Here is a 25811-nt window from a genome sequence, read left to right on the forward strand (position 1 = left end):
GCCGTCCTGCCGCCCGAGCGCATCCAGGCCGTCGAGACCGGCGCCTGCCCCCACACCGCCATCCGCGACGACATCTCCGCCAACCTCGAAGCCGTGGAAGAGTTCGAGGACCGCCTCGGCGCCCTGGACCTGGTCCTCGTCGAGTCCGGCGGCGACAACCTCACCGCCACCTTCTCCAGGGGACTCGTCGACGCCCAGGTCTTCGTCATCGACGTCTCCAGCGGCGACGACATCCCCCGCAAGGGCGGCCCCGGCATCACCACCGCCGACCTCCTCGTCATCAACAAGACCGACCTCGCCCCGTACGTTGGTGCCGACCTCGCCGCCATGGCCCTCGACGCGGCCCGGCAGCGCGGCGAACTGCCCACCGTCTTCACCTCCCTCACCGGCGACGACGGCGTCCGGCCCGTCGCCGACTGGGTGCTGGAGCGCCTCGACGCCTGGCGCAGCGGTACCGCACGGCACGAACCCGCGGCCACCTCGCACTGACCCCGCCCCGAACCGGCAGCAGAAACCGACAGCAGAAAGCCGGCCGAAGAACACTGGCAGAAGAACGCCGGCAGCAGACACCGGCAGAAGAACAGAGGACATGAGCACACTCGCCGAAGACCTCACACCCCTCTCCGAGCCCCTCCCGGACACGTCCGGCGTCGTGGCGACCGCCCGGGTACGGGCCGAACACAACGGCCGCACCACCATCCTTCCGCTGCTCAGTGGCGACGGCCCCTTCCACCTCCAGAGGCTCCGCCCCCGGGACGGCATGGCCCGGGTCGACGTCATCGGCGCCATGAGCGGCCCCCTCGGCGGCGACCGGCTCGCCTTCCACGCCGACATCGGCCCGCGCGCCCGCCTCCGGATCACCGCGGCGGCCTCCACCATCGCACTGCGCGGCCCCACCGACGAAGCCGCCACCTACGACATCCGTCTGGCCGTCGGCGACGACGCGGCACTGCACTGGTTGCCGCAGCCCCTGATCAGCACCGCCGGCAGCGGTCTCCGCCAGACCTGCGCGGTCGCCCTCGCCCCCACCGCCCGCCTCGTCCTGAGGGACGAACAGGTCCTCGGCCGCACCGGCGAGACCAGCGGCGACCTGACCGCCCGCCTCACCGTGCTCCGCGGCGGCCGCCCCCTCCTCGACCAGCACACCTCCTACGGCGCCCCGCACCCCGGCTGGGACGGCCCGGCCGTCGTGGGACCGCACCGCGCCTGCGGCCAGCTCCTCGTCGTCGACCCGGCCTTCACCCCGGCCGGCCTCCCGCCGGTCCTCCTCGGCGACCCCGACGGTCCGGCCCACGGAGTACTGGCCCCGCTGGCCGGCCCCGCACTCCTCGCCACCGCGGTGGCCGACACCGCCACCCGGCTGCGCCACCTCCTCGACGAGGCACTGCGAAGAGCACTCGCCGCGGGGCGCTGACCGGACGGCGGGCGGACGGGACGGCAAAGCCCCGCCCGCCGGCCGGCACGCGGCCGGGAGGAAGACTCCTCCGTACGGCCCGGGCGGGTGACGGGAACGGCGGAGCGCCGGTCCCGTCGGGGAACCGGCGCTCCGCCGATGGGCACGTGGTGTTCAGTCCCCGGCCGTGTCGTGGTCCCCGGACCGCCGCTGGGCGCGTCGGAACTCGCCGGAGCCGACCCGGGCGGCGAGGGTGTCGTCGGGGCCGGACAGCAGGGAGCCGTAACCGGTCGCCGCCCACAGGCTGCGTGCGGCGGGCACCTCGAAGTAGGGCACGGTGCGGCCCCGGTCCCGGACCGCGAGCACCTGCGGCGACCGGCGGGCGCGCAGGGCCCGGTCGCAGTCCTCGCAGACCGCGACGTCGACCCGCTCCCGGCGGCCGAGCGGGCGCCAGGTGGTCCGGCGGACCGCGGTGTCGTGCCGGGGGTCGAAGAAGCACAGCGGGAGTCCGGGGACCGGGGCCAGGGCGGAGCGTCCCTCGGCCACCAGGGCCAGCACTCCGGCCAGGTCGGGCAGCCCCCGCGCGGCGTCCAGCACCCGGCCGGCCGCGTCGTAGGCGTCCAGGGCCCGGCCCAGGCCCGGGGTGACCGCGCCGTCGGCGTCCTCCACCGCCTCGCCGAGGGCGAGCAGTTCGGCGGCGGCCCGACGGCGCAGCCCCGCCTCGTCGGCTGCCTCGTCGGCGGCGAAGACGGCGTCGGGGAAGGTGAAGGCGGTGTGCCGGGGCGAGCGGCGGCGGCGCGTCAGGAACACCCCGCCACCGGCGAGGACCAGCACCGCGGCGACCACGAGCAGGATCCCCGAGCCGCCGGAGGAGCCGGAAGCACTTTCGTCGTTCCCGGGCCGCGCCGAGTACTTCTTGTCGAGTTCGGCGGTCTCGGCCTCGTAGACCTCGGTGCCGTTGCCGGCCTCGATCAGTTCCACGGCCCTGCCGACCCGGGCGGCCAGTCCGGCGTCGTCGAGCTCGTCCAGGAAGCCGACCGCCGCGGCGGCGTCGCGGGTCTGGTGGGCGTCGGTGGGCCACTCGGTGCCGTTGAGCCACTTCCCGTAGTCGTCGGTGGTGATCAGGATCAGCTTCTGCAGGCCGAGCCGTTCCTTGACCACCGAGGCGAGGGCACGGGCGCTGCCGTCGAAGGCGTCGCCCTTCTTCAGCGGCACCAGCACCACCTTGATCGGCAGGCCGGTCGCGGCGATCTGATCGCCCAGGGCCCGCCGCTGGGTGGGGGTGACGGCGGCCGAGTAGAACGGGTCGACGTAGACGGGGTCGGTGGCCAGCGCCCCGGCGATCGTCGAGGCGGTCGGCCCGGGCCCGGTGCTCTCCGCGCGTGCGGGGGCGCCGGTGCCGAGCAGCACCGTGCAGGCCAGCAGCAGCGCGGCGAGCAGCCCGGCGGCAGGGCCGCGAGAGGCACCGGACGGGCGGTCGGCGGTCGGTCGTTCACTGGACACTGGCGGACTCCCTGGCCCTGAGGATGAGTGCTTCGATGCCCTCGCGGGCGGCCGGCAGGACCTGCCCGGCCTCGTCCCAGACGGTCCGGTCACGACCGTCCGCCCCGGGCAGCCGCAGCAGCCGTTCGGTGACCTCGTGCTCGCGGGAGGCCGGGCCCGGGACGCCGCGCAGGGCGTCCCGGCACGCGAGGCACAGCCGCGCGGACCCGGGACCGATACCGGGGCCGACGAGCCGCACCGGGGCCTTGCCGCCGGTGGCCCCGCCGTGCAGCGGGTTGAGCCGGCAGAGGTCGGGACGGGGCTGCCCGTGCAGGGCGTCGAGTCCGGCCCGGGCCAGCACCACGACGGCGGCCAGGTCGCTCGCCGCGGTGGCCGCGTCCGGGCGTCCGCCACCGGTGTCGGCCAGCAGCCCGGCGGCGTCCAGGCAGTCCCAGGCACGGGTGCGGCCGGGCGCGTCCTGGCCGGCGGCGGCCAGCCCTTCGGTGAGTTCGCGGACGTCGTCGGCGGCCCAGGAACGCAGTTGCCGGACGGATGGCAGCGCGGTGGCCTGCCGGGAGCCGGTCCGCCGCGGTGGCGAGGGATCGGCCGCGCGGGCGCGGCGCGAGGTCAGCACGGCCCGCGTGATGACGATCCCCAGCCAGGCGAACAGCAGCAGCACGCCCAGCAGGATCGTGCCGAGCCCGACCCCCGGGCCGAAGTCGCTGCTGAACAGGCCGGGCAGCCGGTTGTCGTGCAGCGGGGGCAGTTCGGTGTCGCGGGCCACGGAGTCGTATCCCTCCCTCGGCCGGGCGTCGGCGACGGCGTCCAGGGTCCGGTCGAGCCGCGGCACCACCCGCAGGTCGCCGTCCCTGCGGTACTCCGGGTAGCGGACGTCGTACGGCAGGAGCCCGAAGCGCCGTGAGGCGTCCTGGCCGGTGCCGAAGGTCTCCAGGGAGATCCGGCCGGACACGGGGTCGACCAGCACGTAGACGCCGTTCTGACCGGTGCGCTGGTGGACCCGGGCGAGCAGGACGTCTTCGTTGCCGCCGCTCTCGTCGTCGCTGTCGGACGGCGTGAGCAGTACGTGCACCGGGCCCTTGGGCGCGAGTTCGGCGATCCGCTGCCGGAGCGCGGACAGGTCGGCGCCGGTCAGTACGTCCGGGGCCGACGGGTCCTGGTAGACCGGTCCGGCGGCGAGGCCCGCGGCCACCTCCTCCACCCGGGCGTCCAGGTCGGCCCGGGTGACGTCGAGGTACGGACTGTCGATGGTCTGCGGGAAGACGGCGGGCGCGGCCAGCACCACGGCGAACACGGTCGCCACCGTCGCCACCACCGTCACCGGCAGCACACCGCGTCGGCGGGCGGCGGGCCAACCGGTACGGGCCGGAGCCTTCGGCCCCGCCGCGGCTCCGCCCGAGCGCCTGCCCGGATCCTTGCCCCGGTTCTTGCCCGGACTCCTGTCCGGGGTCGTGCCGGAGCGTTCGACCGGGCTCCTGGCCGGGCCCTTGGCCAGGGTGACGGGCGGGGGCTTCGGACCGGCGGCGGCCTTCTCCTTCCCGGCCCCTTCCTTCCCGGCCGGCCGCGGACGGCGGTGGGAGAGCCGGATGCCGAGGGCCAGCACCAGCCCCGGGAGCACCACCACGGCCAGGCCGAGCAGCAGGTTCTGGTTCTGCCGGTCGGTGGGGCTGATGTACAGATCGGGTTTGTCGTGCTCGTGGAAACGGTCGTGCAGCTCGTCGGCCTCGGCGGCGGCCCGGTCGTGGCCGGAGGCGATCGCGTCGACGAAGGACTCGAACGCGGCGAGCGGCCCGGCCCCGTACGGGGTGCCGTACATGGCGATGCGGCGGGCCTCGTCGACCGGTACGTCGACGCCGAACGCGGAGGCGGTGACGGTGCTGTTGTCGCCGATCAGCACGTACAGGCCGTCCTTGCCGAGCCGGTCGTGCACCAGCGCGAGGAGCGTGGCGTCGCCCGTCGGCAGTGCCAGTACGTAGGTGGGGACACCGGTTCGTCCGGCGAGGGCGGCGATCTTCGGGGCGAGCGAGCGCGGCAGCCTGCGGGGACGGTCGGCCGAGATGTACACCGGGTCCTTGCGGAGCTCCTCGGCCAGGCGCCCGGACTGGGTCGCGCCGTCGTCGGCGGTCGTGGCGGGCGCTGCCGTGGCGTTCGGCGCGGTGCCCGGACCGGCCGCGACGGCCGTTCCCGCGCCCCCGAGGAGCGCGAGGGCCGCGAGTGCGGTGCCCGCCCGGACCCTGAACGTCCCGGACCGTCCCCGTCCCCGTATCCCTGCCAACGTTCTCATCGGCGCCCTCCCGGTGGTTCGGCCGGTCACTTTACCCGCGCCGGATTTCGGCGACGACATTCACGAGGTCTTCCGCATTCACGGGACCGTCCGCCGAATATCCGGCCTTCGCCGTGACCCGGGTGTTTCCGCCGAATGGGGACCGGCCATTTCGGTTTCCGTGCGGGATTGAATTTCCCCGGCGGTTCCGGAAGCGCCCGAGGCGGAAGAGCGAGCCGTACCCGGCCGAATTCCCGGAACCGGGACGACACGCATCGAGTACCGCCGTCCCGTTTCCCGTGGGCGGCGGCAGAACGACGGGCAAGAGGGCGGAGAGGGAAGGGAGTTGCGTCGGCACGTCTTCGTTTCCACCGGGCGGGCCCGTCGGTCCGGTACGGCGGCAGGCGGCCGTGGAAGACCGCTCGGTCCCACGGCATACTGGGCCGCCGCGGGAACAGAGAGGCTCGGAGATGACCCGACAGCACACGCGGTACGACGTCCTGGTCGTCGGAGGGAGCGGGGTGGACACCATCGTGCGGGTCGACGCCCTGCCCGTCCCGCTCGCCGACTCGGTCCACGTCGGGCCGATCGAGGAATGGCCGGGCCACACCGGGGGGAACGTGGCCCTCGGCACCCGGGCGCTCGGCCTGGAGGTCGCACTCCTCGACTGCATCGGCGACGACTGGATCGGTGCCCAGGTGCGCGAGCGGATGGCCGCGGGGGACGTGGAGTTCGACCCGCTGATCTCCGCGGCGGGCACCCGCCGTGCCGTGAACCTGGTGGACGCGACCGGACGCCGGATGTCGTTCTACGACGCCCGTGACCCGGCCGACCTGAGAATGCCCCGGGACTTCTACCTGCCGAGGCTGCGGCGCACCCGCCACGTCCACCTGTCCATCATGAATTTCACCCGCTTCCTCTACGACGACATCGAGGAACTCGGAGTCCCCGTCTCCACGGACCTGCACGACTGGGACGGACTGGCGGACTACCACCGGGAGTTCGCGCTCCGCTCCGACCTCGTCTTCCTCAGCGCGGCGGGCGCGGGCGGGAACACCTTCGCCCTGATGCGGGAAATCCTCCGCGAGGGCCGCGCCGACACCGTGATCGCCACGGCGGGCGCGGACGGCTCCCACGTGCTCACCCGGGACGGCGGCCCCGCCCCGCACCACATCCCGGCGACCGTCCCGCCCGCACCGGTGGTGGACTCCAACGGCGCGGGGGACGCGTACGTCTGCGGCTTCCTGTACGGGAGGCTCGCCGGCCGGGACCCACTGGAATGCGCCCGCCTGGGCGCCGTGGCGGGGGCGTACGCCTGCACCGCGCCGGGTTCCACCGCCCTCGTCCCGAAGGAGGTCCTGCTGGCGTCGGACCTTTCCAGGAACGGGAACTGACCGCCCGTCATGACCAGGGGCGCCGGTCCTTCGTCCACCACGGACCGGGGCGGCGTCCTCAGTCCCCCAGGATCCGGGCGGTGAACCCCGCGCGGCCGGCGAGCGCCGTCAGCTCCTCGGCCCGCGCCGCACGCAGACACACCACCGGGTAGCAGTCCGACTCGATGTCGAGGACGGCGAGCGCCGCACCGACCTCGCGATGGTGCCGACCGCAGGCGGTCAGGAACTCGTGGGTCGGCAGGGACGTCTCGGCGGCGTCGAAGAGCACCCAGGGGTCCACCGACGGCCGGGAGGCGAGCATCCCCAACTGGGCCCGGATCTCCTGCGGATCCTCCTTCCAGTCGAATTCCACGAGCAGTTGGTGGGCGTCGAGCGCGTCTATGAGCGCTATCCACGCGAGGTCCGCGACGGGCTCGTCGATGCCGCGCTCATCCAGCCGGTCCGCATGCGCCCGCACATAGCCCTCGGGATCGTCGTGGGCGTGCAACACCTGCTCGGCGACGTCCGGACGGGCCGGTGCGAGAAGCACCGCCAGGGCTTCCAGCGAGGTACGGACCGTGTCGGTGTCGGACATGATGTGCGCTCCTAGGACGGTGGGGCAGTGGGGCAGTGGGGCGGTCGTGCGATCGGGCGGCCGAAGTCGTCACCGGGTGGCGGTGCCCGCCCCGGCGTTCACGAAGAAGCCTGGCACAGGGGTGTGACAACGGCCGCGGACCGGACCCGCCGGTACGGCACGAGCATCGAAAAGCGTGAGGCTCAGCCATAGAAGAATGCGCTTTTATGACCCCCCGTCCAGGCCGCAGGATGGCTGCGATCCGGCTTTTGGGGAGGAACGCATGACGTCAGCCATCGAATCGGGCCTGCTGCCCGGCACATCCGAAATCCGTCCGGAAGGTCTGGCCGTCGGCGGCGTCCTGCTCACCGAACTGGCACGCCGTTTCGGAACGCCCCTCTTCGTGTACGACGAGGAGCATCTGCGCCGGCGCTGCCGGGAGGCGGTCGCCGCCTTCGGCCGGGACAACGTCGCCTACGCCTCCAAGGCGTTCCTGTGCACGGCCATGGCCCGACTGGCCCACGAGGAGGGGATGTTGCTCGACGTCGCCTCCGGGGGCGAGCTGCGGGTCGCGCTGCACGCCGGGGTGCCCGCCGACCGGATCGTCCTGCACGGCAACAACAAGGACGCGGCGGAGCTGCGCACGGCCATGTCCGTCCGGGTGCGGCACCTGGTGGTCGACAGCTTCGACGAGATGGACCGCATCGAACGGCTGCACGCCGAGGAAGACCTGCCGCCCGCCCGGATCCAGCTGCGGGTGGCGCCCGGAGTGGCCGCGGGCGCGCACGAGGCGATCCGGACCGGTGGCAACGACTCGAAGTTCGGCTTCGGCCTCGCGGGCGGGACCGCGGAGGCCGCCGTGCGCCGGGCCGCCGGTTCCCCGGCGATGATGCTGGAGGGCGTCCACGCGCATGTGGGCTCGCAGGTGCTGGACCCGGCGGAGCTCGCGGCCGGGGCCGCGGCCGTCGCCCGGTTCGCCGCCGACACCCGCATGCACCGGCTCACGGTCGGCGGCGGCCTCGGCGTCGCGTACGAGGCGGGCCAGACCGCACCGTCGTTCGCCGAATGGGCGGCCCGGGTGCGGACCGCGGTGCGCGACGCGGGCTGGGGTTCCTCGGTGACCGTGGAGCCGGGCCGTTCCATCGCCGCCCGTGCCGGGCTGACCCTCTACCGGGTGGGCACGATCAAACGGATCGAGGGCGTGCGGACGTACGTGAGCGTGGACGGCGGAATGAGCGACAACCTGCGCCCCGCCCTGTACGGCAGCCGCTACGAGGCGTTCCTGCCGCGCAGCCCGCGCGCCTCCAGGTCCATGCGGGCACGGCTGGTCGGCAAGCACTGCGAGAGCGGTGACGTGATCGTCGACGACGCGGCCCTGCCCGCCGACGTCGCGGTGGACGACCTCCTGGCCACACCGGTCACCGGCGCCTACGGGTACGCCATGGCCTCCAACTACAACAAGCTGCCGCGCCCCGCCGTCGTCTTCGTGCGCGACGGCCGGGCCCGCACCGTGGTGCGCCGGGAGACCGAGGAGGACCTGCTGCGCCTGGACGTGGACGAGTCCGCCGGGATCCCGGAGCGGGCCGGTGTCGGAGCGGCGCAACGCGTCGGCGCGGCCTAACCTGACCCGATGCTGAACAGCGCCCGACTGCTCGTCCTGCTGGAGATCGCCCGTACCGGCACCATCGTGGCCGCGGCCCGGGCACTGCATCTGAGTCCCTCCGCGATCTCGCACCAGCTCGCCCGGCTGGAGCAGGAGCTCGGGGTGGCGTTGGTGGAGCGTCAGCCGCAGAGCCTGCGGCTGACCGAGGCCGGGGCGCGGCTTGCCGAGCACGCGCAGGCGGTCGCCGATCTGATGGCCGTGGCCCAGGACGACCTGCGGGCGCACTCCGAGGGCGAGGCCGGGGTCCTGCGGCTGGGCTTCTTCGCCTCCTCGGGCCTGGAGCTGCTGCCCCGGGCCCTTTCGGCGTTCGCGGCGAACCGGCCCCAGGTCGAGCTGGAACTGATCCTCGGGCAGCCGCACGAGCTGGTGCCCGACCTGGAGGCGGGCCGGCTCGACGCCGCGGTCGTCTTCGAGCATCCGCTCGACCCCTGGTGCCGACAGGCGACCGTGGACGTGGAGATGTTCTTCGACGAGCCGCAGCTGGTGGTCCTTCCCCTGCGGCACCGCCTCGGCCGGCACGCCGAGGTCCGGCTCGCCGCCCTGGAGGGGGAGAGCTGGATCGGCACGCACGGCGGCCACACCGGTGAACCGGTGCTGGAACGCGCGTGCGCGGCGGAGGGCTTCCGCCCCCGGGTCCGCTGCCGCAGCGACCACTACCAGGTCACGATCAACCTGGCCCGTGCGGGCATGGGCATCGCGCTCGTCCCGGCGCTCGGGATCGGCGACACCACCGGCGTGCACGTCTGCCGGCTGGACCACCCCCGGCTGCACCGGCGCATCGGTGTCGCCACCCGGCCCACCAACCGCAACCCGCTGCTGCGGATCTTCCTCGACGACCTGCGGTCGGCCGCCGAGGAGATCCGGTCGCTGCTGGAGGTGCAGTGGGCGTGACCGGGCGGACCGGTCACACTGCCCCGGAGCCGGAGCCGGAGCCGGAGCCGGAGCCGGAGCCGGAGCCGGAGCCGGAGCCGGAGCCGCGGTCCGTGCCCGTGCTCGTACCCGTGCCCGTGCCCCGATCGGTGGTCCGGCGGTGTCCGGCGCAGGCCGCGAGGGTCCGTCCCACGTCCCGAATGGCGTGCACGGCGGCCCGCTCGGTGCTCGGGCCCAGCGCCGTGTCCCAGTGCGCCACCACCGCGTAGGCCAGCCGGCGCCTGCCGACGATGACACCGGCATCGGCACGGACACCGGTGTCCGTGCCGGTCTTGTTGGCCACCAGGAGCCCGTCGCCCGGCCGTCCGGGAAAGCCCGGGGCGTACGGGTCGTGGTCGACCAGCGCGGGGACCAGACCGTGGTCGGTGTTGGCGCGCATCCAGCTCAGCAGCCGGGCGGAGGCCGCCGGGCCGCTCATGGTGCCGCGCACCGCGTGCGCCACCAGCCGGGCCAGATCTCGTGCGGTGCCGGTGGCGAAGACCGGCGGCACGTCCGGGCCCCGGACGTCACGGACCCTGTCGTGCAGCGTGAGGTGATCGAGCCCGAGCTCCCGCGCGAGCCGGGCCGTGGACTCGCGCCCCACCAGGCGCAACAGCGCGTTGGTCGCGGTGTTGTCGCTCACCGAGGCCGTCAGCCAGGCCAGGTCCTCGACGGTCCAGCCGCGCCCGCTCAGCCGGCGCAGCAGACCGGTGCCCGCCACCACGTCCTCGTCGAGGACCTCCACCACACGGTCGGCGGACAGTTCCCCGCCGTCCAGCCGGCGCGCGACCTCGGCGAGCAGCAGCAGCTTCGAGGCGGACGCCACCGGCAGCACGGTGCACTCGTCCACCCCCACCGTGCCGCCGCCGTCGATGTCCACGGCGGCGACGGCCAGGGTGAGCGGCAGCGCGGCCGAACGCCGCGCCGCCGCGGCCACTTGGGCCAGACTCATCGGACCCTCACCACCTCTCCCGCCCGTACCGGGGTCGGGCGGCCGTCCCTCGCCGCGATCCGCCCCGACACCACGACGGTATCGATGCCCTCGGGGGCCAGCAGGGGGCGGTCGAAGCCGGCGGTGTCGCGCACCGACGCCGGGTCGAGCACGACCAGGTCCGCGACGGCGCCGTCGCGGACCGCACCGCGGTCGGTGAGGCCGAACCGCCCGGCGGGCAGCCCGGTCATCTTGTGCACCGCGGCCTCCAGCGGGAACAGCCGCTCGTCGCGGGCGTAGTGGCCGAGCACCCGGGCGAAACTTCCCGCCCAGCGCGGATGCGGCCGACCGGGTTTGGGGACACCGTCCGAACCGATCATCGACAGCGGGCTGGCGAGCACCCGGCGGACGTCGTCCTCACGCATCGAATGGCTGATGATGGTCACCTCGCCCCGCTCGGCCAGCAGGAGGTCGCACGCCTGGTCGACCGGATCGACGCCGCGCCCGGCCGCGAGGTCGGCGACGGTGCGCCCCTCGGCCCCGGGGGACGTCGGCGCGGCGGCCACCGAGATGAGGTCCCAGCCGCCGTTGCCCACGGTGTTCTCCCACCCCGCGACGCCCCGGGCGATGTCCGTCCTGATCCGGTCGCGCGTCCCGGGTTCGCGCAGCCGTTCCAGCAGGGCGCCGACGCCGCCCTCGCTCGCCCAGGGGGGCAGCATGGCGTGCAGGACGGTGCTTCCCGCCGTGTACGGATAGACGTCGCACAGCACGTCCACGCCCTCGGCACGGGCCCGTTCCAGCCGGGGCAGGGTGCGCAGCGTGGCGCCCCAGGCGTGCCGGCCCGCGGTCTTGTGATGGGAGATCTGCAAGGGGGCGCCGGAGCGCACCGCTATCTCCAGGGCCTCCTCCAGGGCGGACTCCACCTGCGACATCTCGTCGCGCAGATGGGTGACGTAGGGCTTGCCGTGCCGGGCGGCGACCTCGGCCAGCGCGACGATCTCCTCGGTGTCGGCATAGGTGCCGGGAGGGTAGATGAGCCCGGTGGACAGACCGGCCGCCCCCCGGGCCAGCGCCCGGTCCAGCAGTGCGCACATGGCGTCCAGTTCGGCGGGCCGGGGAGGCCGCGCCGCGAAGCCCATCACCCCGGCACGCAGTGTGCCGTGGCCGACCAGCGAGGCGATGTGGGTGTGGCGCAGGGCGGGGTCCTGGCCGGCGGCGAACGCGTCGAAGTCCACGGCGGGCCGTACCGGTCCGAGCCCGAACGTCACCCGGAGGTGATCGGCGAGTTCCGGCAGCCGTTCGGGGAGCGACGGGAACAGGCTGGTCCCGCAGTTGCCGCAGATCTCCGTGGTGACGCCCTGGAGCAGCGGGGCGAGGCGGAGGTCGTCGAGCGGCTCCGCGGTGCCGCCGGCCCCGTGGGGCGCGGCGAGGGCGTCGGAGTGCGTGTGCACGTCGATGAAGCCGGGCGCGACGACCCGCCCGGTCACGTCCAGGCTCTCGGCGGCCGTGACGCCGGTACCGGCGGGGAGCACGGCGATCCGCCCGTCCACCACCGCGACGTCCGCCTCCCGGGCGGGTGCGCCGGTTCCGTCCACGAGTGTGCCGCCGCGCAGCAGCAGATCGGGGGAGCGGCCCATCACAGCACCGTCGACAGGAAGGCCCGCGTGCGCTCGTGCCGCGGGTCGGTGAACAACACGTCGGGGCTCCCGGACTCGACGACGGCGCCCCGGTCCATGAACAGGACCCGGTCGGCGACCTCGCGGGCGAAACCCATCTCGTGGGTGACCACGACCATCGTCATGCCGCTGCGGGCCAGGTCGCGCATGACGCCGAGCACCTCGCCGACGAGTTCGGGGTCGAGGGCGGAGGTGGGCTCGTCGAAGAGCATCAGGGCGGGTTCCATGGCCAGCGCGCGGGCGATCGCCACGCGTTGCTGCTGCCCGCCGGACAACTGCGCCGGGTAGTGGTCCGCCCGGTCCGCGAGACCGACGTCGGCCAGCAGCCCGCGGGCCTGCTTCTCGGCCTGCGCACGGGACCGTCCCTTGACGGCCACCGGACCCTCCATCACGTTCTGCACCGCGGTGCGGTGCGGGAACAGGTGGAACCGCTGGAACACCATGCCGATCCGTTCGCGCTGGCGTCGTACGTCCCGGGGGCGCCGCTCGCGCAGCACCCGGCCGGACGGGCCGTGCTGTTCGTAGCCGACCAGTTCGCCGTCCATCCACACCCGCCCGGCGTCGATCCGTTCGAGGTGGTTGAAGCAGCGCAGCAGGGTGGACTTCCCGGAGCCGGAGGGGCCGATGACACAGAGCACCTCACCGCTGCGGACGTCGAGGTCGATGCCCTTCAGCACCTCGGTGTCACCGAACCGTTTGCGGACCCCGCGGGCCCTGAGGATCACGTCGTTCATGCCGCCGCCCCCTTCTTGGCGCGTCCGGGCCGGAGATTGGCCAGGATCCTGCTCCGCAGCACGGGAGCGGTGCCCGGGCTGTAGCGCCGCTCGACGGCGTGCTGGCCGATGCTGGCGACCGTGGTGAGCACGAGGTACCAGATCGAGGCCACCATGAGCAGCGCGACCACCTCGAAGTTGGCGAGGTAGAGGTGCTGGGAGACGGTCATCAGATCGGCACCGGCGATGACCGAGACCAGCGAGGTCGTCTTCAGCATGGAGATGAACTGGTTGCCGAACGGCGGGATGATGACCCGCATCGCCTGCGGGAGGATGATCCGGGACAGGATCCGACGGTTCGACATCCCGATGGAGGCGCCCGCCTCGCGCTGGCCGGGGTCCACGCTCTGGATGCCGGCCCGCACGATCTCGGCCATGTAGGCGCCCTCGTTGATGGAGAGGCCGAGGAGCGCGGCCACGAAACCGGTGATCACCTGGTTGGACTGCCAGCTGACGAGCTTGGGGCCGTCGAACGGGATTCCGATGCTGATCACGGGGAACAGCAGGGCCAGGTTGAACCAGAAGATGAGCTGGACCAGCAGCGGGGTGCCCCGGAAGAACCAGGTGTAGGCACCGGCGGTGAGCCGCAGGACCGGACTGTCGGACAGCTGCATCACCGCGACGACGACGCCGATGACGATGCCGAGCGCCATCGAGACGAGGGTGAGCTGGACGGTCACCCAGAGGCCCTTGAGGATCACACCGTCGAACTGGTACTTCGCGACGATGTCCCAGTGCAGATTGGGATTGACGATGACGGTGTAGGCCAGCCACACCACGAACAGCACGGCGGCCAGGACCGCGAGCCAGCGTCCGGGACGCGGACGTCCGGTGACCTGGAGGGAGAGGTCCTCCTCCGGCAGGGGCCCGCCGGAGGGGGCGGCGTCCGGCGCCGTGCCGAGGGCGGCGCCGGGTGTCTTCTGATGTTTCATGACTGTTCTCACTGCCCGTCGTTGACGGTGGCCTCGGGCACGGCGCTGCCGCCGACGCCCCAGGTGTCGAGGATCTTCTTGTAGTCGCCGTTGTCGATGAGCTCCTGCAGCGCCTTGCGGACGGCGTCGCGCAGCCCGCTCCGGCTCTTCGCGGACGCGATGCCCCAGGGGGCGGTGCCGTACTGCTCCGGCAGGACCTCGTACGCGCTGCTCTTCTTGGTGAACGTCCTGGCGACGGGATAGTCGACGATGGTCGCGACCGCGCGTCCACTGTCCAGTTGCAGCAGCCCGGTCGGCGCGTCCTCGCTCTGCGAGATCCGCATCTTCTCCCCGCACTTGGCGTTCTGCTCCTCGCCGATGTGGAGGTTGGAACTGCCCTTGGCGAGGACGACGGTCTTTCCGCAGAGGTCGGCGAGGGACTTGATGCCCTGCGGGTTGCCCCGCTTCGTCATGATGACGCCGCCGGTGCGGAAGTAGTCGACGAAGTCGACCGCCTGCCGTCGTTGCGCGTTGTCGGTCATGGACGACATGACCAGGTCGAACCGTCCGGACGCCAGACCGGGGATCAGTCCGTCGAAGGCGGCGTTGGTGAGTTCCAGCTTCAGCCCGAGCCGGTCCGCGATGGCCTCGGCCAGATCGGGGTCGACACCGGTGAGCCGGGTGGTGCCGGGCTCGTACATCTCCATCGGCGGGTAGCCGACCGCGGTGGCCACCCGGAGCACCCCCTTCTGGCGGTCCTGGGCGGGCAGCAGCTCGGCGGCGGTCCGGCCGGAGGCGGCCCGGGACTCGGCTCCGGCCGGGGCGTCGCCCTGACCGGAGCGCCCGCATGCGGTGGCGGCGAGGGCCACCACGGCCAGGGCTGCCAGACAGCGCAGGGAACGGGGACGATTCATCGGATTCTCCCTCACGGGGTGGCGGTGCGCCGATGCTGGCAGCCGTGCCCCGGTGAACGGAAGATGATGAAGCCATTCATGCCTGACCATCGAAATCCGTACGGGTACGGGCGTGCGGGTACGGGGCGGCCCCGGGTCCGGACCCGGGCTCGTGCCCTGGTCATGGGGCCGTGGCCCGGTACGGGGCCGGGCCCGTGACCGTGCCCCGGCACGGGGGCGGGCCCGGCGGCCGTGCGTTCGGGCCCCCGGCCGGCCGCGAGGGGCCACCCCATCCCGGGCCGGATGCCCGGGATGGGAAGAGACTGGTTCCTGTGGGGCCTGCCCCCGGGCCCCGGAGGGTGGTGAGCGTGGACGCACTCCGCGACGGCTTCCCGCAGGGACCGGACGGCACCGACGTCGACCCCGTGGGGGACCCGTTCCTGCGCACCCGTTTCGTCGCGCCGGCCAGGCCCGCCACGTTCCTGCGGCGCGAGCGGCTGACCGCGCGCCTCGGACGGGAGTCGCCGACCCCGCTGACGGTGGTCGAGGGCTGCGCCGGCGCGGGCAAGACCCTGCTGGTGGCGGACTGGGCCGGGCGACTCGACCCGCCGGCCGCCTGGCTCACCGTCGACCCGGCGATCCGGACCCCCGACATGTTCTGGGCACACTTCCGCCGGGCACTGCGCGTCGGCGGCGCGCCGATGCCCTCCACGACCGGCCCACCCGCCCCGGCGGGCCCGGTCGACCACGCGCTGCTCTCCCGGCTCGCCGCGGAGCTCGACGACCGCGACCGGCCCGTGACCGTGGTCGTCGACGAGTTCGACCGGGCGAACACCCCGGAGATCGCAAGGCAGCTCGCCTTCGTCCTGCGCCACGGAGGCTCGGGACTCCACCTCGTCCTGATCACCCGTACCGAACCGCTCCTCCCGCTGCACCGCTACCGGGTGGCCGACGAGATGACCGAGATCCGGGACGCCGAACTGGCCTTCACCACGGAGGAGGCGGCCGCACTGCTCCGGGTGCACGGGCTCGACCTGCCCGTCCGCGCGGTCGACGCGCTGGTGGAGCGCACCCGGGGATGGGCGGCGGGTCTCCGGCTGTGCGCACTGGCCGCGCGGCTGAGCCCCGACGACCCGGAGGTCTACCTGAAGGAGTTCGAGGCGGGCCGCAGCACGATCGCCGATTTCCTGCTCGCCGAGGTGCTGGAGCGGCAGCCGCCCCGGACCCAGGACCTGCTGCTCCGGGTCAGCGTCCTGGACCGGTTCCGGCCCGGTCTCGCGGACGCGCTGACCGGGCGGCGCGACGCGGCACCGATCCTGGCCGCACTGGTCCGCGACAACGCGTTCGTCGAGGACTTCGGGCACACGCGGTACCGGCTCCACCCCCTGTTCCGGGAGATCCTCCTGGCCCATCTGCGCCGACGTTCCCCCGGCCTGGAACGGCAGCTGCACCGGCGGGCCGCGCAATGGCTGTGGAGTTCCGGGATGCTGTCGGAGGCGCTGGCCCACGGTGCCGCCGCGGAGGACGGGACGTTCGTCGCCGAGGCCCTGGTGCACGACCTGGCGATCGGCCGGCTGCTCACCGGCCCGCGCCCGGACGGACTGACGAAGCTTTTCACGGGCACGGGCACGGGCACGGGCACGGAGGCCGAGCGGGCGGGTCCGGCCACGGACCTGGTCCGCGCCGCGTGCGAGCTGTCCCGCCACGACCTCGACCGGGGCCTGGAGCACCTCCGGCACGCCGAGGAGCAACTGGCCTCCAGCACCCGGGACGGGGTGGCGGCCCGGCTCGGCTGCGCCCTGCTCGAAGCGACGGCGGGCCGGCTGACCGGCTCCGCGCACCAGGCCGAGGAGGCCGCCCGAACCGCCTCGGCACTGCTCCGGTCGGTGCCCGCCGCACTGCTCGACCAGCACCCCGAGCTCTGGGCCCTGCTGCAGACCCAGCTGGGCTCCTCCCGGCTGTGGGCCGGGCGTCTCGACGAGGCGCGGGCCGCCCTCGACGAGGTGTCCCGGGGCCCCGGGACCGCCGCCATGGCCCTGCCCCGCAGGGAGTCCTCGGAGCACCTGGCGTTCATCGACTACCTCGACGGATGGCCGGGCCGGGCCGAACACAGGATCAGGGCGGCGGCGGCCGAGGCGGAGCGCTTCGGTCTTCCCCGGCCGCCCGAATCAGGACTGGTCGAATCAGGACTGATCGAATCAGGCTCGGCCGAATCGGGACCGGTCGAATCAGGACCGGTTGAATCCGGAATCGGGCAGGCGGTCCTCGCCGCGGTCGCGGTCGAGCGGGACGAGACGGACCGGGCCCAGGCCCTGCTCGACCGGATGCCCGACACGGCGGCCCCGGACCCCGTGACGGCCGCGGGCCGCCACCTCGCCAGAGCCCGTCTGCTCCTGGCGCAGGGGCACACCCGTGCCGCGCTTGACGTGGCGGAACGAACCGTCCCCGCCGACGAGGAATCCCCCTGGGCCCGGGCCCACGCCGCCCTGGTCGCCTCGACCGTCCGCCTGGCCGAGGGCCGCCCGGACGCCGCCGTCGAGGCCCTTCGGGCGGTGACCGCCGACCAGCCGACGTGCCTGGTAGGCGCGGCCCGTGCCCACCTCGCGGCCGGTGACCGCACCACGGCCCTCCGACTGCTCGACGACCTCCCCGGCCCCGGACGCACCGGCCCGGCGGTGACCGTACGCGCCGCCCTGGTGCGGGCACAGGCCGCGAAGCTGGCGGGCGACCTCCCCGCCGTGCACCGGCTGCTCGACCGGGCACTCCGGCAGGCCGAGCCCGAGGGGCTGCGGCGCCCGTTCCTGGAAGCCGGGCCCTGGCTGGCCCCCTTCCTGGCGACGGCGCCCCCGTGGACCCGCACCGACGGCCGGCCCGCGCCCGCGTCCGTACGGGACGGCGACGCGACCGGTCCGGACACCGGAGCCGGGCCACCGGTGGAACCGTTGAGCGAACGGGAACGCGACGTGCTGCGGCGGCTCGCCCGGACGATGTCGACCGAGGACATCGCCGCCGATCTGTACGTGTCGGTCAACACGGTGAAGACCCACCTCAAGAGCGCCTACCGCAAGCTGTCGGTGCACCGGCGCAACGACGCGGTGCGCCGGGCCCGTGACCTCGGCCTGCTGTGACTTTCCGGCGCGGAGCCGCCGTGCCGTCGATGCCTCCGTGCGCCGGCGCGTCGGGGCGGGTCCGCTCACCCGTGACGGGTGAGGCGGCCGACGGGCGTTTCGGATGCGATGGCAACGGCGGGCCGTGGCCGTCGCAGCGGCGGCGCGCTCCGCCGGGTGGCCGACCGTTCTCCGGGCCGCCCGACCCGACACGGTGAGGTGGACAGGGTGAGACGGTGGCGGGCACTGATCGTCCTGGGGGCGGCCCAGTTCCTGATGGTGCTGGACACCGCCGTCATGAACGTCTCCATCAGCCGGCTGGTCGACGACTTCGACACCGAGGTGACCGCGATCCAGGCCGTCATCACCCTGTATGCCCTGGTCATGGCCGCGTTCATGATCATCGGTGGCCGGATCGGGGACATCCTGGGGCGCCGTCGCGTCTTCCTGACCGGCATGGCCGTCTACGGCGTGGGGTCGGCCCTGACCGCCGTCTCGCCCACCCTGTGGGTCCTGGCGCTGGGCTGGTCGGTCATCGAGGGGCTGGGCGCCGCCCTCGTGCTGCCGTCCATGGCGGCCCTGGTCGCCGAGTCCTACCGCGGCCGGGACCGTGCCGTCGCCTACGGCGTCATCGGCGGCCTGGCCGGGGCCGGCATCGCGGTGGGGCCGCTGCTGGGCGGCTGGGTGACGACGTACCTCACCTGGCGCCTGGTCTTCGCCGGCGAGGTCGTGGTGGTGCTGGGCGTACTGATCTTCCGGCGGGCGGTCACGGAACGGCCCGCGGAGGGCCGGACCCCCGGCCTGGACGTCGTCGGCGCCGTGCTGTCGGCGGCCGGACTGGGCCTCGGCGTTCTCGGGGTGCTGCAGAGCACCACCTGGGGATGGGTGAAGCCGCGCGATCCGCCCTTCACGGTGTTCGGCTTCGCCCCCACCCTGTTCGTGGTCGCGGCGGGAGCCGGACTCCTCTGCCTCTTCCAGACCTGGGAGCGGCGCCGGGAGGGGCGCGGTGACGACCCGCTGGTCCATCTGTCCCTGCTCGGCAGACCCGTGCTGCGCTCGGGGCTGCTGACACTGCTGAGCCAGAACCTGATCCTCCTGGGGCTGTTCTTCACCATCCCGCTGTACCTGCAGGTGGTGCAGGGGCTCGACGCCTTCCAGACGGGGCTGCGGCTGCTGCCGGTCTCCGTCACCATGCTCGTGGCCTCCCTGGGCGGGGCCCGGCTCGGACGCAGGGCGGGACCGCGCCGGGTCGTGCGGGTGGCCCTGGCGCTGCTGGTGGCGGCGATCGTCTGGCTGCTCGCCACCATCGACCCGGTCCTCGACAACGGCCAGTTCTTCGGGGCCATGGCGCTCCTCGGACTGGGCATGGGGATGCTCGCCTCGCAGCTCGGCAACGTCGTCCAGTCCAGCGCGGGGGAGCAGGAGCGCAGCGAGGTCGGCGGCCTGCAGTTCACCGCCCAGAACCTGGGATCCGCGCTGGGCACGGCCCTGATCGGGTCGATCCTGATCGGCGCCCTGGCCCAGGCCTTCACCACACAGGTCGAGCAGAACCCGCGCCTTTCCGAGAAGGCCCGGCAGGAGACGAGCGTCGCCCTGGAATCCGGAGTCAGCTTCGTCTCCACCGACCAGGTCCGCTCGGCGGCCGTGCGGGCCGGACTTCCCCCGCACGAGGTGGACGCCGTCACGGAGTCCTACGCCTCGGCCCAGCTCAACGGCCTGAAGACGGCCGTCCTCGCGACAGGGGGCATCACACTGGCGAGCTTCCTGGTGACACGGGCCCTGCCCACCGCGGGCCCGGCCCCCGGAGCGGGCGACCCGACCCCGCAGGCCCCGCCGAAGCAACGTTCGCGCAGGCCGAGGAGGACGTGATGCCCGCAACCGGACGCGCGGGTCACCCGCACGGGGTGAGGCCGACCGGGGTGCCGGGGACGGACCATCGCAGCATGCAGTACGAGATCCGCGTCGATGGACACATGTCGGAGACGCTGATCGGCGCCTTCCCCGAACTGGAGCATGTGACGATCTCCGGCCAGACGGTGCTCTACGGCCCCGTCGTGGACGAGGCGCACCTCTACGGACTGCTGGCCCGCTTCCAGTCGCTCGGCCTCCGCGTGGTGGAACTGCGGCGGCTCCTGGAGTGACCGTGCCCGGAGCCGGCGGACGCCTCACCCGTGCCGGGTGAGGCGTCCGCGCACGGAATCGCGCACGCTGGAGACGGAACGGGGCGGCACCGCGGTACCCGACCGGAACGGAGCACGGAGATGAGCACCACTCTCGCCTACGACTATCCGCTGCTGAGCGCTTTCTGGACCATGTTGTGGTTCTTCCTGTGGGTCCTGTGGTTCATCCTGCTCTTCCGGATCATCGGCGACATCGTCCGCGACGACACACTGGGCGGCTGGGGCAAGGCGGGCTGGATGGCGTTCGTCGTCCTGCTGCCCTTCCTCGGCGTGTTCGTCTACCTCATCGCGCGCGGCAAGGCCATGGGCCGCCGGGAGATCACACACGCCCGCAAGCAGCAGGCGGAGTTCGACGCGTACATCCGCGATGCCGCGGGCAGCGGTGGCACCGGCCGGGCCGAGGAACTCTCCAAGCTCTCCGAACTCCGCTCGCACGGCGACATCACCGACGAGGAATTCCGCCGGGCCAAGGAACTCGTCCTGAGCGGCAGCCACTGAGGGCCGTCCCGTGATCCCCGACCAGTCCGCTGGAGGCAGCCGTGAAGCACCTGAAGTTCGAACAGAAGGGTTCCCTGTCCCGCAGTGAGGCCGCGGAGCGGCTGGCGGGGCTCGCCGACGCGTTCCGGAAGGGCGGAGAGGCCGAACTGGAGCTCGGCACCGGTGTGTTGAGCATGCGAGTGCCCGACGAGTTCCGCAGCGAGGTGGAGTTCGAGGTCGGCGACGGCGAGATCGAGCTGGAGATCGAACTGAAATGGCGGACGGATGGTGTATCCGGCGCTCCCGCACGGAAGGCCGAGCGGTCCGAGCAGTCCGAGCGCGCTCCGGCCGAGCAGACCGCGCCCGCCACCCGGAGCCGGAAGTCCACGCCGTCCGCCAAACCGAAGCGCTCGGCCGCCAAGCGGTCGTGACCCGGCTGCCGCAACGAAGCATGAAGCCGCGTCCGGTCGTGCCCGTGGGGGCGCACCGGGGCGGGCACGATCATCCTCCAGCGACATGGAGCGGTCATGAACCACGATTTCGAGGACATGGGCCCGGTCGACTTCCTGGTCATCGAGTTCCCCGGCAACCGCATGACGGGCGAGGGCTTCCCACTGCTCCTCGACCTGGTCGACAGAGGAATCATCCGCGTTCTCGACCTGCTGTTCGTCCGGAAGGACACCGAGGGGAGCACCGTCGCCCTGGAACTGAGGGAACTGGACGTCGGCGGCGAGTTCGACCTGTCGGTGTTCGAGGGCTCGTCGTCCGGACTGCTCGGACAGGACGACCTCGACGAGGCGGGGGCGGCTCTCGAACCGGGCAGTTCGGCCGCCGTCCTGGTTTACGAGAACCTCTGGGCCGCCCCTCTCGCGCTGGCCCTGCGACGCGGCGGCGCGCAGCTCGTGGCCGGCGGACGCATTCCCGTACAGGCACTTCTGGCCTCGCTCGACGCCGCGGATGCGCAGACCGTCGGCGAAGCCGCCCCCTGACGCCACCGGACGGGGCGCCGGGGAAGCCGATCAGCTCGAAAGCAGCCAAGGAGGACGGCCATGCCAGGACTTCTTCGAGGAGTCGCCCGCACCGCAGTCGTGGCCGGCACGGCGACAGCGGTCTCCAACAGGGTCTCGCGACGCCAGGCGGGCCGGTGGGCCGCACAGGACGTGGCGGCCACCGGGCAGAACACACCGGCACAGCAGAACACACCGCCACCGCCGCCGTCACCGGAGCCCGCCGCGGCCGGTGACGACATGGGCGGCAGGATCGCCCAGCTCAAGGAACTCGCGCAGCTGAAGGAACAGGGCATCCTGACCGACGACGAGTTCGCGGCCCAGAAGAGCAGGATCCTCGGCTCCTGACCACTGGGGAGGAGGACGGCTGCGGACCGGACCACCGAGGCGGGTACGGGAACATCGGCGTTGTACCCGTGGTGGTTCGGGCGTCCCCGCACGCCCCCCGAACAGGCTGCTGCCAGGGAAGCGTTGTGGTGCTCGCCGAGCTCCGGCCGGCACACGTACGTGCCCGGTCGGGAGACGTTCCCCGCGCGGTATCGGGTGTCCAGGGCCTGGCGTCCAGCGGCTGCGGCTGCTGCTGCGGCGAGCATGGCCAGTCCGTCGGCCAGCGGTCTGCCGGGCAGTGGGGATTCGCGTCGTGGCCACAGCCGCTCCGTCGGCTGGGGCGGGCTCAGTCGACCGGTTCGCCGGGCTCGTCGTGCGTCGAGCAGTGGATGCCGCCGCCACCGGAGGCGATGGTGTCGATCCGGACCTGCACGATGTCACGCCCGGGAAAGTGCTCCTGCAGGATGCTCCGGGCGCGTTTGTCGGCCTTCCGGTCCCCGAATTCGGGCAGGAACACGGAGCCGTTGGCGATGTAGAAGTTGGCGTACGTCGAGACGAAGTCGTCGCCTTCGCCAGTGATCTCGTACAGGTCGGGCTGTGGCAGTTCGACGATCTCGAAGGGCCGGCCCCTGGCGTCGGTCGCCTCGCTGAGGACGGCCTTCGCCTGGTCGGCCGCGCGCGACCAGGAGTCGGCGGGCGTGTCGGGGTGTGCCATGTCCAGAAGCACCACGCCGGGCTCGGTGAACCGTACGAGGCTGTCCACGTGCGCGTCGGTGATGTCCTGGCCGCGCACGCCGGCCAGCCAGATCACCTTCTTGATGCCCAGGGTCTGCTTGAGCTCGGCCTCGATCCGGTCCCTGCTCCTCCCGCGGTTGCGGTTGTCGTTGACGATCGAGCTCTCGGTGATGAGCAGAGTGCCCTCGCCGTCGGTCTCGAAGGAGCCGCCCTCGGCGACCAGAGGGGCGGTCCTGCGCGGGATGTCGTACTTCGCCAGGAGGGTGCGGCCCACCTGGGCATCGTTGGTGTGTACCTGCTTGTTGCCCCAGCCGTTGAAGTTGAAGTCGACACCGACGACGTCGCCGTCCTGCTCCACGAAGACCGGCACGGTGTCGCGGGCCCACAGGTCGTCGACGGCCAGCGGGATGACCTCGACGCCGCGCCCGCACGCCTTCTGGGCGGCCTTCTGCTGGTCGGGCCCGGCCAGCATCACGACGTACTCGTACTCCGCGACGGCGCGGGCGACGCGTGCGATGTCCTCGCGTACGTAACGGAGGTTCTCGTCCCACACCGACTCCAGGGCGGGCCACGACATGAACGTGCGCGCGTGGCTCTCCCACTCGGCACCCATGCGCAGCCCCTCGGCTGCGGTGCTCCGGTCACGGGCGCTGCTTGTGGAACCCCTCGGTTCGTCGCCGGGCCCACAGGCCGAAGACCGCGGTGACCTTGCCGAGGCGGGTCGGGCGAGGGGGATCGCGCGCACCACGGCGAGTCCCGGCCCCAAGCCCTTGCTCCCACGCTTCGCGCCGCGCTGGAACGGCTCGACCGGGCGGTCGCACCCGACAAGGAGACCCGCGTCGTGCTCGACAACGGCTCCCCCCACACCGCCAAGCACACCAAGACCTGGCCGGCCGCACACCCGCGCCGGCACGTCCGCTGGATCCCGCCGCACGCCTCCTGGCTCAACCAGGTCGAGCTGTTCTTCTCCGCCCCGACCCGCCGGGTCCTGCGGTACGGCGACTTCGCCAGCCGCGACGACCTGATCGAGAAGCTGGGGGCATACGTCATCGGGCACAACGAGACCACCAAGCCCTACCGATGGACCTACGAAGGCACCCCGCTCAAGGCCGCCTGATCAACACCCTCCACGAACTTCCGCGGAGCAGCACTAGCGAGGCGGTGGCCGAGACGATCCGCAATCACACACCAGCTCGTAAGGACTGTCCTGAACCTTCCCCTTGATCGTGGACACCTGGAGATTGGGACCTGAGGTTCCAGAGGAAGTAGCACCAGGTGGGAAGCAAGTACACGAAGCGGTACACCGCGGAGTTCAAGAGGGACGCCATCGCGCTCGTCGACTCCACGGGCAAGACGGTCACCGCCGTCGCCCGGGAGCTCGGCATCAGCTCGGAGTCCCCGCGCGGCTGGTACCGGCAGGCCGGGGCCGACCGTGGCGAGGGCGCCCCGGGAGAGCTCACGACCGCCGAGCGCGAGGAGCTCAAGCGGCTGCGACGGCAGAACGCCGAACAGGCCAGGACGATCGAGGTCCTGCGAAAAGCCGCGGTCTTCTTCGCGAAGGAGAGCGATCGGTGAACGAGACGTACGCGTTCATCGAGGCGGAGAGGACCACCCACGGTGTCGCTTTCCTCTGCCGCCTGCTCAAGGCGGCCCGTTCCTCGTTCCATGCCTGGCTCGCCACGGCGAAGAACCGGGCCGCACGCCGGGCCGCCGACCAGACCCTGGTGCACGAGATCACCGTGATCCACGTCGGCTCGCGCCAGACCTGTGGCGTCCCGCGCGTCCATGCCGAACCGCGGCGGCTGGGACGGCGGGTGAACCGCAAATGGGTCGCCCGCCTCATGCGCGAGCACGGCATCCAGGGCGTGACCCGCCGCAAGCGCCGTTCGCCGACCAGGCCGGACAGGAAGGCCAGGCCGGCCCCGGACCTGATCGGCCGCGACTTCCACGCCGAGGTGCCCGGCACGAAAATGGTCGGCGACATCACCGCGCTGCCGACTGGCGAGGGCCGGCTCCACCTCGCCTGCCGGCTGGACCTGGCCACCCGCGAGGTCGTCGGCTACTCGATGGCCGACCACCACCGCGCCGAGCTCGTCGTCGATGCACTCGACATGGCCCACGGCCGCGCTGCGCTGCAACCCGGCTGCGTGACCCACAGCGACCGCGGCAGCGAGTACACCTCGACCCGATTCCGGGACCGAATAACCGAGTTGAGCCTTCGCCAGAGCTGCGGACGTACCGGAACTTGCTTCGACAACGCCGCCGCGGAGAGCTGCTGGGCCCTACTCAAGAAGAGATCGGCACCCGCATCTGGCCCGACCGGGCCACCGCCCGTGCCGACATCTTCGACTTCATCGAGACGTTCTACAACCGCCGCCGCCTGCGCAGACACAAGGTCTTCGGCTACCTCACCCCGACCGAAACCCGGCAACGGCACCGACACACCCTCGCGGCATAACCATCGAGTGCCCAAGATCACGGGGAAGCTTCACGCAACCTCTTCAACCGCATGATCGGACAGCTCTACCACTGCCTCCAACACGGGCCCCGCTTCGACGAAGTCGTCGCCTTCCCCACGGCAACCGGGGCTCTCGCGGCATGAGCCCCCGTCAGCCGCCGACTGCGCGGGACCAACGTTCATGGATGACGGACAACTTCCGCTCGAACTCCGCATCCCGCATCCGGCTAGTGAAGACCCCAGGAATCGTGAGCGAACGCCCACGGACCCGGACGGCCCGCAGGTCCCACCAGAATCCACCACGCGTCTGGTGCTGCCGTTTCTCGATCCGCGTGATCTCACTCCACGGAATCGAGCGACGACTGACGAACGTGCGGAACTCCATCCCGCTCGCAGTGAGGAGCGTTCGGCCATAGCCACGGTTGATCATGTAAAAGAGCGAGGCCAACCAGGCAATCGCCACACCGCCACCCCACCACCATCGGTTCGACGTCGGCGCGGTCGAGGTCGCTGCCACCGCCATCCCGGCGCACACGAGCGTCAGGAAGCCGGTCCACCACCAGTTCCTCCGCCGAGCAGCAGCGCTGAGACCGATCCACACATCGGGCATGTCCATGATGCTACCGACACGCATTCGAACAACAACCAGCCTGACCTGACG

Annotated in this window: 25 protein-coding genes; 15 read left to right on the forward strand and 10 right to left on the reverse strand. The window is 72.6% G+C overall.

Annotation, left to right across the window (positions count from 1 at the left end):
* Both ABZZ04_RS35820 and ABZZ04_RS35825 read left to right on the forward strand, forming a co-directional pair.
* A partial coding sequence (locus ABZZ04_RS35820) for a GTP-binding protein (protein ID WP_356936414.1) occupies window positions 1–489 on the forward strand: 489 nt, incomplete at its 5' end.
* Between the two features lie 100 nt (window positions 490–589).
* On the forward strand, window positions 590–1414 hold the full coding sequence (locus tag ABZZ04_RS35825) for an urease accessory protein UreD (RefSeq protein ID WP_356936415.1): 825 nt from the start codon (window positions 590–592) through the stop codon (window positions 1412–1414).
* Window positions 1415–1567: 153 nt separating this feature from the next.
* Here the strand turns inward: ABZZ04_RS35825 and ABZZ04_RS35830 are convergent, their stop codons facing one another.
* A complete protein-coding gene (locus ABZZ04_RS35830) occupies window positions 1568–2896 on the reverse strand; it encodes a hypothetical protein (protein ID WP_356936416.1) in 1329 nt (442 codons plus the stop codon).
* Window positions 2886–5177 (reverse strand): hypothetical protein, encoded by a 2292-nt coding sequence (locus tag ABZZ04_RS35835; protein WP_356936417.1) that lies wholly within the window; start codon window positions 5175–5177, stop codon window positions 2886–2888. The genes ABZZ04_RS35830 and ABZZ04_RS35835 overlap by 11 nt, the downstream gene beginning before the upstream one ends.
* A gap of 449 nt (window positions 5178–5626) precedes the next feature.
* On the opposite strand from ABZZ04_RS35835, the gene ABZZ04_RS35840 reads away from it, so the two are divergent.
* Entirely contained in the window at window positions 5627–6550 is a 924-nt protein-coding gene (locus ABZZ04_RS35840) for a PfkB family carbohydrate kinase (protein WP_356936418.1), read from the forward strand.
* A 58-nt stretch (window positions 6551–6608) separates the two neighbouring features.
* Here the strand turns inward: ABZZ04_RS35840 and ABZZ04_RS35845 are convergent, their stop codons facing one another.
* Window positions 6609–7124 (reverse strand): hypothetical protein, encoded by a 516-nt coding sequence (locus tag ABZZ04_RS35845; protein WP_356936419.1) that lies wholly within the window; start codon window positions 7122–7124, stop codon window positions 6609–6611.
* Window positions 7125–7386: 262 nt separating this feature from the next.
* Between ABZZ04_RS35845 and lysA the strand changes: the two genes are divergently transcribed.
* Together lysA and ABZZ04_RS35855 are read left to right on the forward strand one after the other, a co-directional pair.
* The gene (gene lysA / locus ABZZ04_RS35850; protein WP_356936420.1) at window positions 7387–8724 is read left to right on the forward strand and encodes a diaminopimelate decarboxylase; all 1338 of its coding nucleotides are present in this window, start codon (window positions 7387–7389) and stop codon (window positions 8722–8724) included.
* A 9-nt stretch (window positions 8725–8733) separates the two neighbouring features.
* Window positions 8734–9657 carry a LysR family transcriptional regulator gene (locus tag ABZZ04_RS35855; RefSeq protein WP_356936421.1) on the forward strand — a complete coding sequence of 308 codons (924 nt, stop codon included), beginning with the start codon at window positions 8734–8736 and terminating at the stop codon, window positions 9655–9657.
* Between the two features lie 13 nt (window positions 9658–9670).
* On the opposite strand, the gene ABZZ04_RS35860 is transcribed toward ABZZ04_RS35855, so the two are convergent.
* The 5 genes from ABZZ04_RS35860 to ABZZ04_RS35880 are packed head-to-tail and all read right to left on the reverse strand — an operon-like array spanning window position 9671 to window position 14880.
* Window positions 9671–10627 carry a serine hydrolase gene (locus ABZZ04_RS35860; protein WP_356936422.1) on the reverse strand — a complete coding sequence of 319 codons (957 nt, stop codon included), beginning with the start codon at window positions 10625–10627 and terminating at the stop codon, window positions 9671–9673.
* Window positions 10624–12243 (reverse strand): D-aminoacylase, encoded by a 1620-nt coding sequence (locus ABZZ04_RS35865; protein WP_356936423.1) that lies wholly within the window; start codon window positions 12241–12243, stop codon window positions 10624–10626. Before ABZZ04_RS35865 ends, ABZZ04_RS35860 begins: the two co-directional genes overlap by 4 nt.
* Entirely contained in the window at window positions 12243–13016 is a 774-nt protein-coding gene (locus ABZZ04_RS35870) for an amino acid ABC transporter ATP-binding protein (protein WP_356936424.1), read from the reverse strand. The genes ABZZ04_RS35865 and ABZZ04_RS35870 overlap by 1 nt, the downstream gene beginning before the upstream one ends.
* A complete protein-coding gene (locus ABZZ04_RS35875; RefSeq protein WP_356936425.1) occupies window positions 13013–13987 on the reverse strand; it encodes an amino acid ABC transporter permease in 975 nt (324 codons plus the stop codon). Before ABZZ04_RS35875 ends, ABZZ04_RS35870 begins: the two co-directional genes overlap by 4 nt.
* A gap of 8 nt (window positions 13988–13995) precedes the next feature.
* Complete coding sequence (locus ABZZ04_RS35880) at window positions 13996–14880, reverse strand: ABC transporter substrate-binding protein (RefSeq protein WP_356936426.1); 885 nt, start codon at window positions 14878–14880, stop codon at window positions 13996–13998.
* 347 nt (window positions 14881–15227) lie between these two features.
* Between ABZZ04_RS35880 and ABZZ04_RS35885 the strand changes: the two genes are divergently transcribed.
* From ABZZ04_RS35885 to ABZZ04_RS35915, 7 genes are all read left to right on the forward strand, one after another.
* Window positions 15228–17987, forward strand: coding sequence for a LuxR C-terminal-related transcriptional regulator (locus ABZZ04_RS35885; RefSeq protein WP_356936427.1), 2760 nt, complete (start codon window positions 15228–15230; stop codon window positions 17985–17987).
* Between the two features lie 207 nt (window positions 17988–18194).
* Entirely contained in the window at window positions 18195–19835 is a 1641-nt protein-coding gene (locus ABZZ04_RS35890; RefSeq protein WP_356936428.1) for an MFS transporter, read from the forward strand.
* A 74-nt stretch (window positions 19836–19909) separates the two neighbouring features.
* Window positions 19910–20107 (forward strand): hypothetical protein, encoded by a 198-nt coding sequence (locus ABZZ04_RS35895; RefSeq protein WP_356936429.1) that lies wholly within the window; start codon window positions 19910–19912, stop codon window positions 20105–20107.
* A 120-nt stretch (window positions 20108–20227) separates the two neighbouring features.
* Window positions 20228–20644: an SHOCT domain-containing protein gene (locus ABZZ04_RS35900; RefSeq protein ID WP_356936430.1), complete on the forward strand. Its 417-nt coding sequence runs from the start codon at window positions 20228–20230 to the stop codon at window positions 20642–20644.
* A 41-nt stretch (window positions 20645–20685) separates the two neighbouring features.
* On the forward strand, window positions 20686–21054 hold the full coding sequence (locus ABZZ04_RS35905; protein ID WP_356936431.1) for an amphi-Trp domain-containing protein: 369 nt from the start codon (window positions 20686–20688) through the stop codon (window positions 21052–21054).
* Window positions 21055–21150: 96 nt separating this feature from the next.
* The gene (locus ABZZ04_RS35910) at window positions 21151–21612 is read left to right on the forward strand and encodes a DUF6325 family protein (protein ID WP_356936432.1); all 462 of its coding nucleotides are present in this window, start codon (window positions 21151–21153) and stop codon (window positions 21610–21612) included.
* Between the two features lie 60 nt (window positions 21613–21672).
* On the forward strand, window positions 21673–21978 hold the full coding sequence (locus ABZZ04_RS35915; RefSeq protein WP_356936434.1) for an SHOCT domain-containing protein: 306 nt from the start codon (window positions 21673–21675) through the stop codon (window positions 21976–21978).
* A 325-nt stretch (window positions 21979–22303) separates the two neighbouring features.
* Here the strand turns inward: ABZZ04_RS35915 and ABZZ04_RS35920 are convergent, their stop codons facing one another.
* On the reverse strand, window positions 22304–23440 hold the full coding sequence (locus ABZZ04_RS35920) for an agmatine deiminase family protein (RefSeq protein WP_356936452.1): 1137 nt from the start codon (window positions 23438–23440) through the stop codon (window positions 22304–22306).
* Window positions 23441–23485: 45 nt separating this feature from the next.
* Here ABZZ04_RS35920 and ABZZ04_RS35925 point away from each other — a divergent pair, with 45 nt between their 5' ends.
* From ABZZ04_RS35925 to ABZZ04_RS35935, 3 genes are all read left to right on the forward strand, one after another.
* Complete coding sequence (locus ABZZ04_RS35925) at window positions 23486–23809, forward strand: transposase (protein WP_356936453.1); 324 nt, start codon at window positions 23486–23488, stop codon at window positions 23807–23809.
* Window positions 23810–23967: 158 nt separating this feature from the next.
* Window positions 23968–24267 carry a transposase gene (locus ABZZ04_RS35930; RefSeq protein WP_356936435.1) on the forward strand — a complete coding sequence of 100 codons (300 nt, stop codon included), beginning with the start codon at window positions 23968–23970 and terminating at the stop codon, window positions 24265–24267.
* Window positions 24264–25205 carry an IS3 family transposase gene (locus tag ABZZ04_RS35935; protein WP_356936437.1) on the forward strand — a complete coding sequence of 314 codons (942 nt, stop codon included), beginning with the start codon at window positions 24264–24266 and terminating at the stop codon, window positions 25203–25205. The genes ABZZ04_RS35930 and ABZZ04_RS35935 overlap by 4 nt, the downstream gene beginning before the upstream one ends.
* 96 nt (window positions 25206–25301) lie before the next feature.
* Here the strand turns inward: ABZZ04_RS35935 and ABZZ04_RS35940 are convergent, their stop codons facing one another.
* Window positions 25302–25760 (reverse strand): hypothetical protein, encoded by a 459-nt coding sequence (locus ABZZ04_RS35940; RefSeq protein ID WP_356936438.1) that lies wholly within the window; start codon window positions 25758–25760, stop codon window positions 25302–25304.
* Window positions 25761–25811: the final 51 nt, after the last annotated feature.

The organism is Streptomyces sp. NPDC006435 (assembly GCF_040612315.1).
Lineage (GTDB): Bacteria > Actinomycetota > Actinomycetes > Streptomycetales > Streptomycetaceae > Streptomyces.

Excerpts from the sequence above, each read along its gene's own strand:
- ABZZ04_RS35825 (WP_356936415.1), top strand. The coding sequence starts at position 590 with ATGAGCACACTCGCCGAAGACCTCACACCCCTCTCCGAGCCCCTCCCG.
- ABZZ04_RS35835 (WP_356936417.1), bottom strand. The coding sequence starts at position 5,177 with ATGAGAACGTTGGCAGGGATACGGGGACGGGGACGGTCCGGGACGTTC.
- ABZZ04_RS35840 (WP_356936418.1), top strand. The coding sequence starts at position 5,627 with ATGACCCGACAGCACACGCGGTACGACGTCCTGGTCGTCGGAGGGAGC.
- ABZZ04_RS35845 (WP_356936419.1), bottom strand. The coding sequence starts at position 7,124 with ATGTCCGACACCGACACGGTCCGTACCTCGCTGGAAGCCCTGGCGGTG.
- lysA (WP_356936420.1), top strand. The coding sequence starts at position 7,387 with ATGACGTCAGCCATCGAATCGGGCCTGCTGCCCGGCACATCCGAAATC.
- ABZZ04_RS35855 (WP_356936421.1), top strand. The coding sequence starts at position 8,734 with ATGCTGAACAGCGCCCGACTGCTCGTCCTGCTGGAGATCGCCCGTACC.
- ABZZ04_RS35860 (WP_356936422.1), bottom strand. The coding sequence starts at position 10,627 with ATGAGTCTGGCCCAAGTGGCCGCGGCGGCGCGGCGTTCGGCCGCGCTG.
- ABZZ04_RS35865 (WP_356936423.1), bottom strand. The coding sequence starts at position 12,243 with ATGGGCCGCTCCCCCGATCTGCTGCTGCGCGGCGGCACACTCGTGGAC.
- ABZZ04_RS35870 (WP_356936424.1), bottom strand. The coding sequence starts at position 13,016 with ATGAACGACGTGATCCTCAGGGCCCGCGGGGTCCGCAAACGGTTCGGT.
- ABZZ04_RS35875 (WP_356936425.1), bottom strand. The coding sequence starts at position 13,987 with ATGAAACATCAGAAGACACCCGGCGCCGCCCTCGGCACGGCGCCGGAC.
- ABZZ04_RS35880 (WP_356936426.1), bottom strand. The coding sequence starts at position 14,880 with ATGAATCGTCCCCGTTCCCTGCGCTGTCTGGCAGCCCTGGCCGTGGTG.
- ABZZ04_RS35895 (WP_356936429.1), top strand. The coding sequence starts at position 19,910 with ATGCAGTACGAGATCCGCGTCGATGGACACATGTCGGAGACGCTGATC.
- ABZZ04_RS35900 (WP_356936430.1), top strand. The coding sequence starts at position 20,228 with ATGAGCACCACTCTCGCCTACGACTATCCGCTGCTGAGCGCTTTCTGG.
- ABZZ04_RS35910 (WP_356936432.1), top strand. The coding sequence starts at position 21,151 with ATGAACCACGATTTCGAGGACATGGGCCCGGTCGACTTCCTGGTCATC.
- ABZZ04_RS35915 (WP_356936434.1), top strand. The coding sequence starts at position 21,673 with ATGCCAGGACTTCTTCGAGGAGTCGCCCGCACCGCAGTCGTGGCCGGC.
- ABZZ04_RS35940 (WP_356936438.1), bottom strand. The coding sequence starts at position 25,760 with ATGCCCGATGTGTGGATCGGTCTCAGCGCTGCTGCTCGGCGGAGGAAC.